Source organism: Spirosoma jeollabukense, assembly GCF_054777855.1.
This window is the reverse complement of the sequence record NZ_BAAHAD010000002.1, coordinates 234,613-251,302: the sequence shown is the minus strand read 5'-3', so window position 1 is coordinate 251,302 and position 16,690 is coordinate 234,613. Positions and strand designations below refer to the sequence as shown.

Annotated in this window: 17 protein-coding genes; 5 read left to right on the top strand and 12 right to left on the bottom strand. The window is 49.2% G+C overall.

Annotated elements, in window-relative coordinates:
* Positions 1-62: 62 nt before the first annotated feature.
* On the bottom strand, positions 63-356 hold the full coding sequence (locus tag ACYVEA_RS09390) for an ROK family protein (protein WP_461113171.1): 294 nt from the start codon (positions 354-356) through the stop codon (positions 63-65).
* A complete protein-coding gene (locus tag ACYVEA_RS09385; RefSeq protein WP_461113170.1) occupies positions 322-1,737 on the bottom strand; it encodes a hypothetical protein in 1,416 nt (471 codons plus the stop codon). The genes ACYVEA_RS09390 and ACYVEA_RS09385 overlap by 35 nt, the downstream gene beginning before the upstream one ends.
* 455 nt (positions 1,738-2,192) lie before the next feature.
* Between ACYVEA_RS09385 and ACYVEA_RS09380 the strand changes: the two genes are divergently transcribed.
* Positions 2,193-2,435 carry an integrase core domain-containing protein gene (locus ACYVEA_RS09380; protein ID WP_461113169.1) on the top strand — a complete coding sequence of 81 codons (243 nt, stop codon included), beginning with the start codon at positions 2,193-2,195 and terminating at the stop codon, positions 2,433-2,435.
* A 176-nt stretch (positions 2,436-2,611) separates the two neighbouring features.
* On the opposite strand, the gene ACYVEA_RS09375 is transcribed toward ACYVEA_RS09380, so the two are convergent.
* The gene (locus ACYVEA_RS09375) at positions 2,612-2,734 is read right to left on the bottom strand and encodes a YgjP-like metallopeptidase domain-containing protein (RefSeq protein ID WP_461114064.1); all 123 of its coding nucleotides are present in this window, start codon (positions 2,732-2,734) and stop codon (positions 2,612-2,614) included.
* Between the two features lie 437 nt (positions 2,735-3,171).
* Here ACYVEA_RS09375 and ACYVEA_RS09370 point away from each other — a divergent pair, with 437 nt between their 5' ends.
* Positions 3,172-3,990: a universal stress protein gene (locus ACYVEA_RS09370; RefSeq protein ID WP_461113168.1), complete on the top strand. Its 819-nt coding sequence runs from the start codon at positions 3,172-3,174 to the stop codon at positions 3,988-3,990.
* A 269-nt stretch (positions 3,991-4,259) separates the two neighbouring features.
* Here ACYVEA_RS09370 and glgP read toward each other — a convergent pair whose 3' ends face one another.
* Positions 4,260-5,939 (bottom strand): alpha-glucan family phosphorylase, encoded by a 1,680-nt coding sequence (gene glgP / locus ACYVEA_RS09365; RefSeq protein WP_461113167.1) that lies wholly within the window; start codon positions 5,937-5,939, stop codon positions 4,260-4,262.
* A gap of 273 nt (positions 5,940-6,212) precedes the next feature.
* Complete coding sequence (gene adhP / locus ACYVEA_RS09360; protein WP_461113166.1) at positions 6,213-7,304, bottom strand: alcohol dehydrogenase AdhP; 1,092 nt, start codon at positions 7,302-7,304, stop codon at positions 6,213-6,215.
* Between the two features lie 812 nt (positions 7,305-8,116).
* Here adhP and ACYVEA_RS09355 point away from each other — a divergent pair.
* Complete coding sequence (locus tag ACYVEA_RS09355; protein ID WP_461114063.1) at positions 8,117-9,043, top strand: universal stress protein; 927 nt, start codon at positions 8,117-8,119, stop codon at positions 9,041-9,043.
* 119 nt (positions 9,044-9,162) lie between these two features.
* Here the strand turns inward: ACYVEA_RS09355 and ACYVEA_RS09350 are convergent, their stop codons facing one another.
* Complete coding sequence (locus tag ACYVEA_RS09350) at positions 9,163-9,768, bottom strand: TetR/AcrR family transcriptional regulator (RefSeq protein ID WP_461113165.1); 606 nt, start codon at positions 9,766-9,768, stop codon at positions 9,163-9,165.
* A gap of 56 nt (positions 9,769-9,824) precedes the next feature.
* Between ACYVEA_RS09350 and ACYVEA_RS09345 the strand changes: the two genes are divergently transcribed.
* Positions 9,825-10,376 carry a cupin domain-containing protein gene (locus tag ACYVEA_RS09345; RefSeq protein WP_461113164.1) on the top strand — a complete coding sequence of 184 codons (552 nt, stop codon included), beginning with the start codon at positions 9,825-9,827 and terminating at the stop codon, positions 10,374-10,376.
* Between the two features lie 6 nt (positions 10,377-10,382).
* Here ACYVEA_RS09345 and ACYVEA_RS09340 read toward each other — a convergent pair whose 3' ends face one another.
* The 3 genes from ACYVEA_RS09340 to ACYVEA_RS09330 form a co-directional block, all read right to left on the bottom strand.
* Positions 10,383-10,781 (bottom strand): hypothetical protein, encoded by a 399-nt coding sequence (locus tag ACYVEA_RS09340; RefSeq protein ID WP_461113163.1) that lies wholly within the window; start codon positions 10,779-10,781, stop codon positions 10,383-10,385.
* A gap of 12 nt (positions 10,782-10,793) precedes the next feature.
* Positions 10,794-11,678 carry a universal stress protein gene (locus ACYVEA_RS09335; protein ID WP_461113162.1) on the bottom strand — a complete coding sequence of 295 codons (885 nt, stop codon included), beginning with the start codon at positions 11,676-11,678 and terminating at the stop codon, positions 10,794-10,796.
* A 72-nt stretch (positions 11,679-11,750) separates the two neighbouring features.
* Positions 11,751-12,251, bottom strand: coding sequence for a hypothetical protein (locus tag ACYVEA_RS09330; protein WP_461113161.1), 501 nt, complete (start codon positions 12,249-12,251; stop codon positions 11,751-11,753).
* 191 nt (positions 12,252-12,442) lie between these two features.
* Here ACYVEA_RS09330 and ACYVEA_RS09325 point away from each other — a divergent pair, with 191 nt between their 5' ends.
* Positions 12,443-13,270: a universal stress protein gene (locus ACYVEA_RS09325; protein WP_461113160.1), complete on the top strand. Its 828-nt coding sequence runs from the start codon at positions 12,443-12,445 to the stop codon at positions 13,268-13,270.
* A gap of 33 nt (positions 13,271-13,303) precedes the next feature.
* Here ACYVEA_RS09325 and ACYVEA_RS09320 read toward each other — a convergent pair whose 3' ends face one another.
* From ACYVEA_RS09320 to ACYVEA_RS09310, 3 genes are read right to left on the bottom strand one after another with little or no spacing between them, the layout of a single operon-like run.
* Complete coding sequence (locus tag ACYVEA_RS09320; protein ID WP_461113159.1) at positions 13,304-13,639, bottom strand: LytTR family transcriptional regulator DNA-binding domain-containing protein; 336 nt, start codon at positions 13,637-13,639, stop codon at positions 13,304-13,306.
* A gap of 57 nt (positions 13,640-13,696) precedes the next feature.
* The gene (locus ACYVEA_RS09315) at positions 13,697-14,392 is read right to left on the bottom strand and encodes a PAS domain-containing sensor histidine kinase (RefSeq protein ID WP_461113158.1); all 696 of its coding nucleotides are present in this window, start codon (positions 14,390-14,392) and stop codon (positions 13,697-13,699) included.
* Positions 14,393-14,444: 52 nt separating this feature from the next.
* Positions 14,445-16,436 (bottom strand): PAS domain-containing protein, encoded by a 1,992-nt coding sequence (locus ACYVEA_RS09310; RefSeq protein ID WP_461113157.1) that lies wholly within the window; start codon positions 16,434-16,436, stop codon positions 14,445-14,447.
* Positions 16,437-16,690 lie beyond the last annotated feature (254 nt).

The window sequence follows — 16,690 nt, the reverse complement described above, 5'->3', positions numbered from 1 at the left end:
ACACAGAGAAAACGGTTTTTATAAAACGCTGTGTTCTCCGTGGCTCTGTGTTGAATAACTATTCATTTGAACAAGGCTGCACTACCCAGAATACCCGCCTGCTCTTGCAGTTCCGAGATGAAGATGGTTGTTTTATAGGCTTTAAAGGGACGTAACAAGCCGGGCATGTGCAATCGGTCTATTTCCTTTTTGCCGAGTCCTTTGGCAATACCTCCGCCCAACACAATGACGTCGGGGGCGTAGATATTTATATAATTATCGATGCCGGTTTTCAGGTAGCCAAGGTACTCGTCCACGATCGCTTCGGCATCCGGGTTCCCGCTATATTTTTGGGTAAAGATCGACTCGGCCGTCATCGGTAGCTCCGGGTATTTCTGCAACCAGCCCCGGCGGACCGCAGTCCGGCCAATACAGCTGACTGGCGACTTCTTTCTGCGTAGATACGTCGATCACCCGAACCGGGTAAGTACCGGCGTAGGCCAGATTGGCGATGTCGCTTCGGGTCCAGCTTAGCGGATTGAATACATAAAAACGTGGGTTGAGCGCTTTTTTGAGTTGACTGCCGAGGGTTCGGATAGAGAGGGAAACGAGCGAATCGACATAGCCACTGATCTGCTGCTGAATCTTGTTTGGCCACTCTGCCCGCACCGAATTCTTAACCGGTCCATCGGCGGTCCAGTTGTGTTCCCAGTACATACCGAACGACTCCCAGGCCAGTGCACGAGCTGGTGACAGGCGATTAGCGAAGTCGGGCCTTTTCAGGGCCACCAGGGAGGCCAGCGCTTCGGCCGTGCGCAGTTTTTCCGTCGAACGGCGCACCCGGGCGGTGGTCTCGTTCATCGACGCACAGTACAAATCCCACTCATTCCCATAACTCACCGACTCGGCAGGCAGCTTTGGGTAGCTTCGGGCAACGTCGTCAAAAAAGTCTTCTTCATTGGAAACCCGCACTTTTCGATTTACCGTGGTGCCGTTCCGGGCAGCCTGGATGAACGGGTTCGACACATAGGTTTCCAGATCGTCCCAGCCGTAGCCGAAGGCCCCGGCCACGTTAAACGGGTACCTTGATTTGACCGAAACCGTGTCACACATAGCGTCCAGTTTAGTAATGACCCGGCTGATCTCTTCCGTTTGACTGACGTTGGCAGGCCTTTTTTTCGGAAACAATCGGCATTCAGCATACCCACCAAGCGGGGCCGTTAGGGCTTCGTTGTAATTGTACCATTTCATCAACACCCCCGACCCGTCCAGACCCGTGTATCGGTACAGTTGGTTCCGGCGATTATCCCGGTACTCATACGTCATCTGGCTCCCATATCCCCCTATTCCTTTGTAGCTGTATTTGGCTCCCGACCCGGCCCAGAGTGAGCTCAATCCCATCGGAATGGTGTTATTTTCCATCGTCTGCGCTAGCCTGAACCGCAGTGTATAGGCTCGCTCCAGGCTACGGGCATAATACATGCCGCGAAGGACAGCCTCCGTCGGCTGTGCACCGTAGGTGCTGATCAGCATATTCAGCGGGCGGCTAATATGACCCGACTTGATAGCCGCAATCAGCCGGCCGAACTGGGCCGGAGAGCGGTATTTCTGGTAAGCCCGAAGCCAGTAATTCCCATCGCAGTTGAAGCGAGCCTGAAAGTCGGGCGGGTTGCCCTGGGTAGAATCGATCTGGTGCAGGTAATAGTCGAGCATATGGACAAACGCCGAGTCGTATGTTGCCTCGTTGGCCGTCCACATGTAATCGGTATGGTCGTCATTGGCAATGTACAGGCGTTTAACGGCGGGCCGGCTGTGCCGTTGCCAGCGATGCGCCTATCCATACGAACAAAAGCAGAAAGGTATATCTCACAGGGAATCGAATCAGATACGTACCGTACGTCAGTCACCACTCCTATTTATAGGTTAATACTAACAAAGGCATATTTATTCAGTCAAACGGAGCACTTCTCTATTTTTCCCGGTTATTGTCTAAAAATATTCCGCGCAGTAAGTCTGTAGGCTACGGGAAAATTTAGTCAGAATCCAGTATGAATACGTATCTTGAGGACTTAGTAGCATATAGGAAAAAGAAAACTCGACCGCTACGGCGGACCGTTCTTTAAATGGAAAGTGGTCGAAGCTTATCGCGCTGAACGAGTTCAAGCCGCCGAATTAGAAGAGTGGCTGGGGGGCTAGTGAATGCCATCATCAGTATGACTGAGTCAGGTGATCCGAACGAAAACTCGATGGCCGAGCGCGTGCTTCAATCCCTAAAAGATGATTGCAAACTGAGCCGGACCTTTACCTCTTTTGCTGCAGCTGCCGAGGGTATCGAACGAGCGATTACGGCTTATAACACGGTACGACCGCACGCTTCGCTGAATTATTTAACGCCCCATCAGATGCATCAGGAAAGCCTAAAGTTAAGTTACGCTGGTACCCTTATAAGAAAGTGAGATACGGAAATGTGCAATACGAAGGCTTATTTCGCCAGGCCGCCGGAGCGGTGATTTTAATAACTGTCCAACTCAATCCGTAGCATACGAAGTGACAATACATCTAGTTAGTTTACAGCTATCTAGCCCCGTCTACTGGTAAACTTAAAGAACTTATTAAGATAGTACACGATGACTTATTGGATTTTCTTACACCCGATACCGGCTAGCTGCTCGTTCAACTCTTTCCAGTTGGGTAAATGACGCGATAGCTCCGCCCAGAATGCTTTGGCGTGCCTTTTCACTTTTGTGTGACACAGCTCATGCCGCTTTCCTTATCCGTTCCCAATACCCATTTTCGATAAGTTTACATGCGTTTTTTCTTTCGTAATGTTTTGGCGTACGAGTTGCGTGGAGACTCGTCGCAGTTATGTCAATAAAGGTGTTCTGGAACTGGCCAGGAGGAATCTGATCACCAACAAGAAACGCAGTGACTATTGGAGTGGCCCGGACGTTTTTCGATCTGCTTAGATCGAAACATAGACAAGATTTTCTTTACATCTTTACGAGCCTGGTTGACTAGAATCAGTATCCGGGCTAAGGCAACTCAGTTCCCTCCCTTTATAATGTATGTACTTTTGGGTGGTTATTCTCCCCAGGAAACGCGTGAAAAAAGCACGTTACGTTGATTCGATTCTTTACTGATAGACGTCTGGCAACAAAGGGTATTGTTGACTTCATAAACTATAGCTGACCCATGAAAACGATTGTGCTTGCCACCGATTTTTCTAACAATGCAAAACAAGCCGCCTACTTTGCAGCCCACCTGGCTAAAGACCAAAAAGCTAACTTACTGCTGTTTCACGCATTTCATCTCTGGCCCGACAATCCAGCTAAAGAAGGGGACTTTCCACTATCAGTAAAGATGATGCAGGCGGATAGTGAGAAGGCCCTGAAGCATCTGACCAGCGAGATACAAGATGAAGTTGGCTTGGAATTACCCATTCGATACGCCGTGCGGGAAGGCCATACCATGAATGCTATTCGTGAGTTTACCCAAGCTGAACACGCAGATTTACTAGTCATGTCGACGGTAGGAACGGCACCTGCCAGTGCTCAGTTGATGGGCAGTATTGCCACGGGTATGGTGGCCGAAACGGACGTTTCACTGCTCCTGATTCCGCCCGGTGCTGGCTACGCCCAAATAAAAAATATGGTTCTTTGTATTGATCTGTCCCAGCCCCCTAATGCTGTCGCCTTGGAAACGGCGCTAACTTTTACCCGGTCCTTCGACTGTGTGATCAACGTTGTGTGCGTGAGCGCGTACCCAGACGATGAGGAGCTAAAAGAACGGGCTGAACATATCCGGCGATTGCTGATTCCGCAGCCCCATACGTTAAGTATCGTGGCGGGAGATGAAGTCTATGACACGTTGCTTCAGTTCGCTCATGTCAACAAAGCTGATCTGATCATGATGCTTCCCCAGACTCGAAACTGGCTTCAGAAATTGTTTTCGGAAGGCGAAACCCAGCGTATAGCCCGCCTGACCGACATACCGCTGCTGGCGGTTGTTTAACCAGGCTGATTCGCTTTTACACGACATTGACCCTTATTCTATTCGCATAAATGTGCTTACATAGTAACTGCTAAACTGGAGCAACATGTGTAAAAAGTAACCAGTCCGGGCTTCCTGGGCTGGTTATTGGTTTATTATGGGGTCGAAATTAAAAAATCAAACCCGTCGATACCCCCTCACTCAAAATGGCTCAACTGGCAACAAATCGGATCCTTAACAAAGGGGGCTAGCCCATTCTTTACAGCTTTCTTCAGCACCTCACCACTCAATTAAGCGTTGACGGCTTCGAGTGGTGCACAAACGGTTTGTGGAAGCGAATACAGTTTCTCATCATATTCCCTAGCCATCCGGTTCGAGTCGAAGTACGGCACTATGTCGTGAATACTGCTTTTCATAATTTGTACCCACTGCTCTGGCTGCTCATAATACATCGGCAAAATAACCGATTCCAGCAGCGTATATAGATTATCGGCATCGAACGCATCTTGTTCATGTAGAGGCCAGTTCAGGTCAGCTTCGGGCAGTACGAAACTGTTGATGCCGTTATGAGCGAATTCTGGAACCCATCCGTCATTTGTTGAGCAGTTAATGGCTCCGTTCATAGCCGCCGTCATTCCACTGGTGCCCGAAGCCTCGCGGGTCAGACGGGGCGTATTCAACCATAGATCAGCCCCTTGTTTAAGGCGTTTGGAGAGATAGAGTTCATAGCCAATCAGTACAGCGCAATTGGTATATTGCTTAGAAACATGAACTAGTCGATCAAACGTACCAATGCTGGCGTAATCGAATGGGTAGGGCTTTCCCGCCCAGATTATTTGCACAGGATACCGGGGATTGGTCAGCAACCGATCAAATCGGCCTGGATCAGTCAGCAGCAGATCGGCCCGTTTGTAGCCCGCGAATCGACGGGCCCAGACGATTGTGAATACGTCAGGATTGAACAGATCACCCGTTTGATTGACGACCAAATCGAATAACGCCTGTTTGTTCGTGCGCTTTCTGGATTTAAGCGTGGTATCGTCATTTCTGACCGCGGCAACATTTAGCGTCGGATCACCCCAGAATTCCTGATTCTGAGCGTTCGTTATAGACATCAGCGGGGCAATCGCGGGGTAGTTTCCCCACATCAGCTCGCTCACCTGCCGATGTTTTTGGGAGACCGCATTGGCCCGCCCGGCGAGTCGTAACGAGCCTAATGCCCAGTTGAACTGGTCATCATTGACACCGGAAATCCGGCGAACTTCGTCCAGCGGCAAGTAGTCGAAAAAGCCCATTCGATCCAGCAGGCGAATATCCGTTCGCGGATTCCCGGCTTCCTCCGGGGTGTGGGTCGTAAACACCAGCCGCTCCTGAACAGCCTCAAGGCTTCCTAACTGCCGATATAAATAAAACCCCAAAGGCAAGGGATGGCTCTCATTCATATGGTACACGTCGGGTTCGATGTGCAGTTGCTCCAGCAGTTTAGCCCCACCGATACCCAGCAGAATGCTCGACGCAATACGGGTTTCAGGATTGGGGTCGTAGAGTTTATGGCAGATGGTTTGCGCCAGGTAATCATTTTCCGGTACATCCGTAGACAGAAAATACGTCGGAACAGTACCGAAAACGGTTGGCGGTAAGTAAAAGGCTGTAACCCAGACAGGCGCATTATTCACCTGAATCTGAAACGTTAGATTCGTTGGCTGGAGGAAGCTGTAGTGCTTTTCCATAAACAAAGTATCCATTGTCTGGTCGGCTTTGCGCACCTGATCGTAGTACCCGTATTTCCACAGAATACCAATAGCCACAATGGGCTGTTGCAGGGCATGGGCACTTCGCATGTGTGAGCCCGCCAGGAAACCCAGCCCGCCCGAATAGGTTTTGAGCGCTTGCGCATAGGCAAACTCCATCGAAAAATAAGCGATCTTCCGGTTAGGTGATGAGGGATTTGACGTGGCTACTAACTCCATACTGAGACGTGACTATGAGTGATGATTTACTACGTGAAGATCGGTGGCAGAGTCAGACGGGCGGAGACAAAGATGTCCTGACTGGCCACCTTACAAGCGGACTCCGGAGTTAATGCCTACATCAAAAACCAGCCACGTTGGCAGGCTATGACGAACCGGGGAAGGCCATTGACACCTGTTTTCTGCACGTTTCTAAAGAATCGCCAGGAAGGTACCAGATCAAAAAAACACCGCCAGGATCAAGTCCTATCTTGATCCTGGCGGTGTTTTCAACTAGGCAACTAAAGTCTCCAGCGAATGAGTAACCTGTGATTGGGTTTGTAGCTCCGCTTCGGTTTCTGCAATACGTAGCACGACACGACCATTTATCTTGCCCGCCGTCATATCAGCCAGTACCTGGTTGATATTTTCCAACTGGTCGATGTGGTAATGGACTTTCACCTGGCCCTCAGCCGCAAAAGCCAGGCTCTCGACCAGATCCTGCCGGGTACCCACAATCGACCCCCGGACGGTTTTCCTCGTCAATACCAGATCGAAAATGTTCAGGTCAAACTCACCCGGTGGCAGGCCCACCAGGGCTATCGTGCCATGACGACGCAGCATCCCGACACCCTGCGCAAAAGCGGACCGGGAAACCGCCGTCACCAGTACGCCATGTGCCCCCTTGATCCGTTGCTGAATCGCTTTAACCGGATCTTCGTTGGCCGCATTGATTACCAACTCGGCACCAACGCTTTTGGCCAGGGTTAATTTATCATCCTGAATGTCAACGGCGGCCACCCGCATACCCATGGCTTTGGCATACTGAACGGCCAGATGCCCCAACCCGCCAACGCCTGAAATAACCACCCACTGACCAGGCTTAACCTCGGTTTCTTTCAGGCCTTTATAGACCGTAACACCCGCGCACAGAATGGGGGCCGCTTCCTCAAATGAGAGTGAGTCGGGTAGAACACCCACATAATTGGGGTCTGCCAGGACGTATTCTGCGTAGCTTCCCTGTACCGAATAGCCCGTATTCTGCTGGCTTTCGCACAGTGTTTCCCAGCCCGTAAAGCAATGCTCGCAGTGCCCACAGGCCGTATACAGCCAGGGAACGCCCACCCGATCGCCGAGCTGGACGTTTGTCACCCCCTCGCCGATCGCGACGACGGTGCCTACACCTTCATGCCCTGGAATCAGCGGCAAGCTTGCCTTGACGGGCCAGTCGCCGTTGATGGCATGCAAATCAGTATGGCAAACTCCGCAGGCGGCCACCTTGACTAAAATCCGGCCCGGTATTAGAGTAGGAACGGGCACATCTTCTATTTGAAGGGGCTGCCCGTAGGCTCGGGCAACGGCTGCCTTCATCCTGGTTGGTATCATGGTTTGCTTGATTAAGTAGGGTTAAAAATGACGTATCAGCTACGCGTAATTTCTCTGATTCAATAAGACAAAAATAGGCGGAGGCATAAGGTAGGGACATGATTAGAATCAGGAGCCGGCCAAATCCTGATCAGGCGGATTACTGAAAGTTGAATATCCTATCGTATTGGCAAGGACCTTTATTTTCAGTACGTTCAATTAATGCTTTTGGCTAATTTTGACTGTTTTTTAGCGATCTGTATTGGGTGGCCGTCATCGTCTGGAGCAGGAAGACTTTCGATTGAGTCGGGTTAACCTGAAAATTTTTCCCTTCTAACTTGTCCGCCCGCTCAATACGGCGGCTTTCGATTGGTTAACCCTATAAATCACCTAACCGGAGTTGTAGGGCCTGATCGTCTGCTCCCTCGATCAAGATACGTAGTTGCTCCTGACTGGGATTGCCAAGAATGACCAGGGGTAATTTGCTCCTCGACTGCCACCACCAAGCGGAATGTCCAGGTTGGTTTAGCCTGTAGGGCGAGGCTAAGTCCCATCAATAGCAACGTCAGCCATCCACTTTTCTACTATTGAGTAAAACTAGTTTTCATGCAATGCCTATTTAGGTTGGATCAGATACCGGGCAAAACAAATGAATGCTAGGCCAAAGGTCCATGATACTGGCAGGTCTGAAGGCTGATGCTGGTAAAATTTTCTTGTGATTTGGATCAGTTGATCAACAGACGATGCTCATGGGTTACGTACTGTTTAGCTGGCATCTTTACAGCCAGTAGTTCAGCTTATAGCAACAGCCTGGTGGCTGGCTACCGGAAAACCTGTCCTCATTTATAACGCTCATCCGCTTAATCGATCATGAAAAAATCGTATTTCCAACCGACTTTTCCGATGCGGCAGCTCAAGCGTTGCCCATGGCGGCCCAACTGGCCCGGCAATTGCCTGCAACATTGCATCTGGTTCATATTTTGCCACCGACACCAGCGGGTTATTCCTCATTTCTTCGGGATGCTGACGAGCAGTATCTTCAGACGATGGGTGAGATCGAACAACTGTTTGATGATGTTCTGTTGCTTCCCTGTCTGCAACATCTGAAAGTGCACACGCATGTGATATTTGGCAACGATCCGACAGATTTGTTGGACGATCAACGCTTTAATAATGCTGACATGCTGATTGTGGCCTCCACAGAGGCCAGCGGTTGGAAAGAAGCCCTGATGGGGTCGAATGCTGAACACCTGATTCGACGGGCCAACATGCCTATTCTGGTACTTAAAAATCCACCGGCCTACTTATCGGTTAAAACGATTGTGTTTGCGTCCGACTTCGAGGACAGTTATGACTCGTCAATCGATCTGCTACAAACGTTGCTCGATACGTTCGACTACCCAACAGTTCATTTGCTGTTTGTCAATACCCTTGGTCATTTTGTGCCGACGCATGTGATTCGGCCCCGCATGGAAGCGTTTGCCGCCCGGTATTGTTTAGGTGGCAGTGTCCTGAGCCAATTGGATGAATTTGATGTGGAAGAAGCCTTACTAACGTTCGTTCGGGAGAAAAAAGCCGACCTAATTGTGCTGGGTACGCACGGCTGGCGGGGACTTCGCCACTTACTTCAGGGAAGCTTGGCCGAAGACGTAGCGAATCACGCACCCGTGCCCGTCCTGACATTGCCAATTCAATTGGTACACAAAAGCAGAACCATGCCGGACTCAATTGACCCCGCCCTCATTCAATGTGAATCTTAAGGCTACTAATTACAGATTTATTTCTGTTGAGACTGCGGCAAAAAGTCATTTAAGAATTGGTTGGATAAACGATCTGAAAACAAGTTGCAGACAGCGCTTACCCGACAGCCAGCCTGGCTTCACAAGCCCGTCACAAATTGGCGAATATCCTCCCTGCCAGTCTCGGTCGCATACGGACCGAATAGTTTAGCCAGGAGCGTGACATATTGCTTGATCTGTTCATACGAACTGCGCTGAGCAAATGACACACTCGCTTCGGAAAGCCAGAAACGGGCCGTAAGCGTAATAACGGAAACCAGAAAATCAGTATCCGTTTCCGGACTTAAATAACCACGCTGCTGCAACAACGACAAGTTGGCAATGATAGACGAATACCGTTTTTTTTCCGTTTCCTTATACCCTTCAGATAGTACCTTGTTCTGGGTCATCAAATGGACAAAACTGAGTAGCAGGCAGCGGTATTGAACGTGGTGCATAAAGATGCTCCGAAATCGATCCAGAAACGAAAAAAGGGTAAGGTTCTCGTCTATAGTAAGTTGTTCATTTAACCTCGACAGGTCCTGGGCCAGTCGATTTACCAGATCGTCTTTAGTCGGGAAATAATAGGTGAGGTTGCCAACCCGGATGCCAAGGGCAGTTGCGATCTCCCGCAGTCCAACATACTCAATTCCCCGTTCATTGAACATTTCTAACGCTTTAGCAACAATTTTCTCCTCTTTAGTCATTTTGAAATTTGGACAGTGTCCTAAACTTACTAGGTTTGACAAAAACTTCCAAACCAATGACAATTGTATATCCTCACACAATTCAAAACTGCATAGGCGAAAAGCTCACATTTATCGCCGTAGAGCCAGGCCCGGAGGGCGATAAAGTACTGGTTGAAAACTGGGTAAGTCCTCAGTCAGGGCCGCCTATGCACACGCATTTTATGCAGGACGAATCCCTGACGGTTGTATCGGGTAAACTGGCTTATCAAATTCAGGGCCAGGAGCCCCAATACGCTGCAGTCGGCGATAGTGTCCTGTTCAAACGTGGCGTGGCTCACAAATTCTGGAATGCGGGTCAAGAGCCCTTGAGGTGCACCGGCTGGATAGCACCTGCCAATAGCGTCGTCTACTACCTGTCGGCAATCTATGCTGCCCAGAACAAATCGGGCAAGGCGCAGCCAGAAGCGTTCGATGCCGCTTACCTAATGAGTCGGTATGGACGGGAATACGATATGGCCGAGCTTCCTGCTTTTGTCAAGAAAGTGATCATTCCGATCACCTATTGGCTGGGTCGGGTATTGAGAAAATACAAGCACTTTGCAGATGCACCGACGCCACTTGGCTAGCGTTACCTAGAACGTAGGCTGAGCCGTTACGTACTGCCGGATTTCGGCTTTAAACGCGCGAAAATCGGCATGAAAACTATCCATTTCTTCCCGCAGATACTGATAGTTTAACCGGGTATCGGTATCCAGTATATGGTCGACGCGCACGCCATACGCTATTTGTTTGTCAAGATCCTGGATTTCTGCCAGTAACCGCTTGATTAACCGACGAAAATGATGCAGCTGGCCCAACTCCGTTTTCCAGGTCTCATCGTGGGTCTTGGGAACGGGGTCAAGGTCGGCATCCAGCGAGTTCAGCAGATCTTCCCAAAAATTTACTTCGTGCAGAGCAATCTCCAGATCACTGCGCCAGATTTGATTCAGCAGATGCACATCAGTCAGCTGACGATATTTTTCGGTTCTCATGAGCCAGGGAGTTTACAAATAAGTAGCAAAAGGAATCAGATCAAAGGCCGAGGTTTCCTTTGACGTAGCGTCACGAACGTCATCGTCGTAAAGTGTCAGAAGTGGAACCGTAGGATGAAACGCGACGGAACGACTCACACTATTATGGGTCAGCACATCAAAAAAGCCCTTGTGATGCGGCAACATCACCAACAGATCAACGGCGTGCGCTTTCAGGTACGCTTTGATGCCATGCAGCACCGTGTCATCGTGTATGATATACGTTTCGGTCAACACGTTCTCCAGATTTCTCAGCACGTACTGCCGACCGGGTTCGGAGACGCGCGTTTCGGAACGGTTTGGATTTTCGATCGTGAGCAGCGTTAGTAGGGCGGCCTTTCGGCTGGCTATATCGTTCACCATACGTAGTGATTGCGCGTCGTTGATCGATTTGTAGTCAGTAGCCAGCACCATCTGCTCAACAGGACGAATGGGGGCGCAAACCGGTACAACCAGGACGTTGGTTTTAACTTCCCGAATCATACCCGTCGCTACACTACCAAAAAATTCATTCTTACCCGAGCCGGTAGCCCCCAGGACAACCAGATCGAAATATTCCTGGGTAAGGAGTACCTCAACGGCACGCGCTGGGGCGCCCAGTGCCACCTGAGATCGATAGGTATGATAGGTAGGCACGGGTTGCTGCGTGATGGTACGCTGAAGCGAGGTGATGGACTTCTCCGCTGACTCAATCTGTTCACCGAGCAAAACTGTACCGCTGTAGCCTTCTTCGGGTACAAATGGAAACGCATGAAATAAGCAGAAATCGACGGCCGTATCGGCAAATAGCGCCTGTGTATAGGCAATGGCATGCCGGGAGGCATTTGAAAAATCGGTTAGTAACAGAATCTTGTACATGATGATATGAATTTGATGAGTACGAATTAGAGCGATTCGTTGCTGTATGCTAATTGATAGCATAGTCGCCTGTTAATCAACAGGCAAAAGAACTCGTTCAGTCTGGCGAATCTTCCGGATAGGCTTCGGATTTTGCTGCTCATAAAGTCGATTAAAAGCCAAGGCAAACAGCAGCGAGGATGGAAACGCAGACCCAAATCCAAGGGGAGCAATGGCCAGGCAGAAAATCATCCCGCCCAGACAACCTATCCGAAACCCGTCGCCTTTCATAAACATAGAGAAGGCAATCAGAATCTGACCAACCCCGATGCTGAGCACAATCGGTGTTGTAAAGTCGTCGAACAGACCGAGAATAAATCGCCGGTAAATGGGGATGGCATAATCGGCGTAGCTCTGGTAAACCCAGGGCGTTTCGAGTGCGTTTCGGATGTTAACAAAGGCGGCTATACTAAAAAGCAGAAAGAAAAGGACCCGGGTTGTGGCAGGCCAGCGATACGTGCCGATCAGCTGCGTGACTGAAAAGATGTTCACAACCACGTAGGCTATGGTCAGAAGTGTGTCCAGTGTCTCCATGATTACTTGGGGTGTTAATCCGTTGTTCAAGTCTTTAATCCGGACCAAAACTACACTTGGTCCAGCCAGCATACCCGGAGCCAGGTCAAGGATGAATGTGATATAAATCAGTGAATTACGTAGTAGTCGTCAGGTTGCGGGAGGATACTAGTAAGTTCCTTTGTTCCAGCTATTTTAAAACTTACCTACGTATGAATACGATTGTTGTTCCCACCGATCTGAGTCCCGAAACGGACGTTGCCCTGTCGGTAGCTGTTGATCTTGCCAGAACGTACCGATCGACGATACTCCTCCTGCATTCCGTAGTTTATCCGATGCCCATACCTGCTTTCGGGGAAGCGGCAATGGTTGCGGCAAACTTAACGGTAGCCGAATGCCAGGCAATTGAACGAGAGGCTAAAACCAAATTAGAGCAGTTTGCCGCCAATAGCCAATACCAGGGCGTAACCATCGTTCCCACGTTACTGACCAATGGACAGAGCCTGATTCAGAATGTTACGGATGCTCCTGCCGATCTGATTGTGATGAGTTCGGAGGGGGCGTCTGGTCTGGAAGAATGGCTAGTGGGTTCGAATGCCGAAAGCATTGTCCGGTACGCACACTGCCCGGTACTCATCATTAAGAGTCCTATTGCGCATTTCCATCCAGAAAATATCGTCTATGCGGTTGATCTGGATGAGCGTCTGAAAGCTGTTCAGCACTATCCCTTTCAGATGGGTGAGCAGGGCCTGCACCAGTTTCTGTATGTACTGACGCCTACCGATAGCCGGGTTCCAGAAGGCATACGCGACTGGGTCCATGAATTCGCTACGGGCAAAGGCATTACGGAATTCACCTGTACGATACGTAAGGCGAGGGATGTCCCGGATGGTATTATCGACTATGCCGACGAGGTACAGGCTGATCTGATTGTGGTATTCACCCACGGCTACAAAGGATTACGGCACATTCTGTCGGGTAGTGTAGCCGAAGATGTGCTAAATCACACAAAAAAGCCCGTTTTAGTTATCCATGTGTGAATGAATAAAAAGGAAATGTTTTATTTGAGTTAATCACAACTCTTCCTCGATCGGCCCGTGAGGAAACAAGCTTATGAGTAGAGGAAGATATGTCCTGGAAACGGCTACGACCTTGCCGTTGACTAGATAAACCCATCCCCAACGACCTTTTGTATAAGCTAATCGATGGACGTAGAGAGAATTAACAATGGCCGAACGATGTACCCGTACTAAACCGGCGAAGGAGGTAAAGTAATTAAGGGACTTGGTCACCAGACTAACGTGTCCATCAACATGATGAATACGGGTATAGTTGGCCTCACCTTTCATCCAAAGAATGGAATCAATAAGGATAGGGCTTTCACAGCCTGGTAACTGTATATGAGTCATGGTAAGATGGATGAATGATATACCGACGGACTAAACCCCTAAGCGATTATAAAAAATTCATCCAGGTGAGCCGCCAGTTCCATCCGTTGCAGGGAGTCCATGACCAGCTCGCGATACAGGTCCAGCGTGGGCGAAACCTTCGATGGTAACCCAGCATGAGGTTGTAGTCAGCTCACCAAGCGCACGGGTTAGTAGTGATGCCAGCGCTATAGATTTTGCCTGGATCGGTTGGCTAGACAAGCGGAAATAGCTGAGTAAATGTTTGATCAATCTGGACATCCGGTGGGCTGCTCCCTGCATCCGACTACTGATATCCTGAGCGGCTTCATCCAATACCTGACCGAAATTCGTAACCAGTATATCAACAAATGATTGAATCTTACGGAGCGGCTCCTGTAAATCGTGGCGGGCCACGTAGGCAAATTTCTGGAGGTTTTCATTACTTCGGCGCAGGTCGTGATTCGTGTGTTCTAGTGCCTGCTGCTGACACTTGAGTTCCGTTACGTCCAGGAACGTAAAAAGTACCTGATTACCATGAGGTACCAACGAGGCTTGAAACCAGCCCCGGATATTGTCACTAAAAAAGGGGAATACCCATTCCTTTGGTTGCCCGGCTTCTGCCACTTCACTCATAAATTCAACTAACGCCTGTCCCTGAATGCTGGGGAAAAGCTGCTTAAATCGATGGCCGATCGATTCATTATCTGACCGACTCGTTAGTCGACATTCGGTTTCGTTTACTAGTACATACATAAAATCAACAATCGGGCCGAACTGGCCATTGGTTGTCTGCTCCCGAACGGGTTTAAACAGGACGAGGCCTGTCAGTTATGCGTTGATAATCAGCCGCATTAGGTCGGCCTGTTGCTTTTGCCTGACGCGCTTCGGTAACATCGATATAACTCATCAGTACGCCGTCACCAACCCGGATAAACTGAGCATCAAACCAGCCTCTTCCGGGCTCGATGTAGTCGGTAAACACCATCCGCTGCGTTTGACCCATCTCGACAACTTCCCGGAGGGCTGCTTCCAGTGGAGTTTCACGTAAATAGGGGAAAAGTTGAAGTAGATTCTGGCCCATCAGCGTTTCAGTCAAATATCCTGTTGTGATGGAATTTATTAAGTTACTCAATCTATATCGGAAGTCGATTAATTGGTTCCTGTCATCACGTACGGCTTCCCAGAATACTAAACCCGAAGGTATGTTATCGATAATGGTTTGAAGAAGTTCGGCGTTGGTTTGTAATTGATGAAGAATCTGCTGTTCGACTGTTTTTTCCTGAATGGTGAGTACCAGACCATCACCGTATTTCACTGCTGACAAATCATACCAACCCTTTTTATTGCCATAGGTAAACTCCGTCTGGGTACGCAATGGATAGCCAGTTTTGACGACCTCGATGTAACGGTCCAGCAATCCTTTTTCTCTGACTTGAGGAAATACGTCCAACATGGTGCGGCCCAGTGTCTGTTCGTCGGTACGTCCTGCCAGTTGCCGCTTGGCTTCGTTTTGCAGGAGGTACCGAAAATCGACAATTGTCCCATCAGAATCCCGAATCGCGTCGAAGGCCAGAATGGCGTTTTGGGAGCCACTAAGCACTGAATCCAGCAGTTCCATCTGGTGCTGCTGCGCCTGTTTCAGGGAGGTGATGTTGGTAAAACTAACGATAAGTTGCTCGCCTTTAGGGGCTATGGATAACTGATACCAGCGCGACAGGGAATAGGCGGTCAATTCCATCTCAATTACCTGTGTTTTGCCACTTTCAAGGGCTGCCAGGCAATTTCTTAGTAGGCCTTCCGCATTCGTTTTCGGCAGAAGCCGGTTGATAAACTGACCAACCGTTTGAGAAGCCGACAGGCCGATCACTTCTTCAAAGAGTGAATTAACCCGTACTACCTGAAAATACACCTCGCGGCCGCCAACACTCGTTTCATATTTAACCGGTGTGAGAACGGCTATTCCAATGGGTACCCGCTCCAAAAGATCATCGACCAACTGAGCTTGCTGGCGCGCCTGTTCCTCCGATTTTTTTAGGGCTGTGATATCGGTATAGCTTACTAATACACCCTGTTCGACACGAACGATTTTGACATCCCGCCAAATATCATATTCGGGGTAATAGTGTTCTGAGGAAAACAGGACACCCGTTTGCCAAACCTGAACATACCGATCGAAAAGCCCATTGATCTTAGTGGCCGGATACATCTCCCAGAGTGTCTTACCCACTAATTCTTCCCCCAGAGAACCACTCATGACTCTTCCCGCTTTATTGAGCATAACGAGCCGAAAATCGCTAGGCTGCCCATGTTCATCCAGGATGACTTCAAAGACAGACAGGCCGTTAGCGGCTTCATTGAAGGCCTGTTGCAGCAGCGTAGAGCCGGATTCGCCCGTATCGTCGTCTTCGGAGGGCGTTTGGGGTATTTCTATGTACGTTATCAATAGATTATGTAGCATCGGGACAGCCGACACTTTAAAAACGCTGGGCGCAGATTGGCCAGAACGGGTACAAAAGATATCGAACTGATCCGGTTGTCCTTTGCTAATTACATCCCAATACCGGCCTATTGTTTCACTATCAGCCAGGTGGGGAAAAAAGCGGGAGAATGACTGGCCAAGCACTTCGCGAGCGGGACAGTTTAGTTCTTTTTGGGCTGCTGCATTAATGGATGTTAGAAAGAGGTCGAGTCGTCCGCCTTTAATGCTAAAAATTGGCTGAAGAACTAACACCACATTTGGTGAGGCCATTAACACGTTTTGCACTAATTCAGAATTATCTATAATAGAATTCTCCATGACAGTTTTAGGGTTTAGGAAGGCGAACTAAATGTTTTACCTAGATTATTATTCGTTCCCCTCGGAGTGGATTAGGGTGTAACGCATACTGATTTAGACATTCAGCACAATGGCTTCTTGAATACCGGTTCAGATGCTTTAGTAGGTAAGGTAGATTTTGAATTTATTCGCATGATTACAGGTAGTTAAAAGAGGAGAGTAATGCGAAATAAGTAATTGTACCTGATAAACAATCAGTAGTCAGCAAAATATTA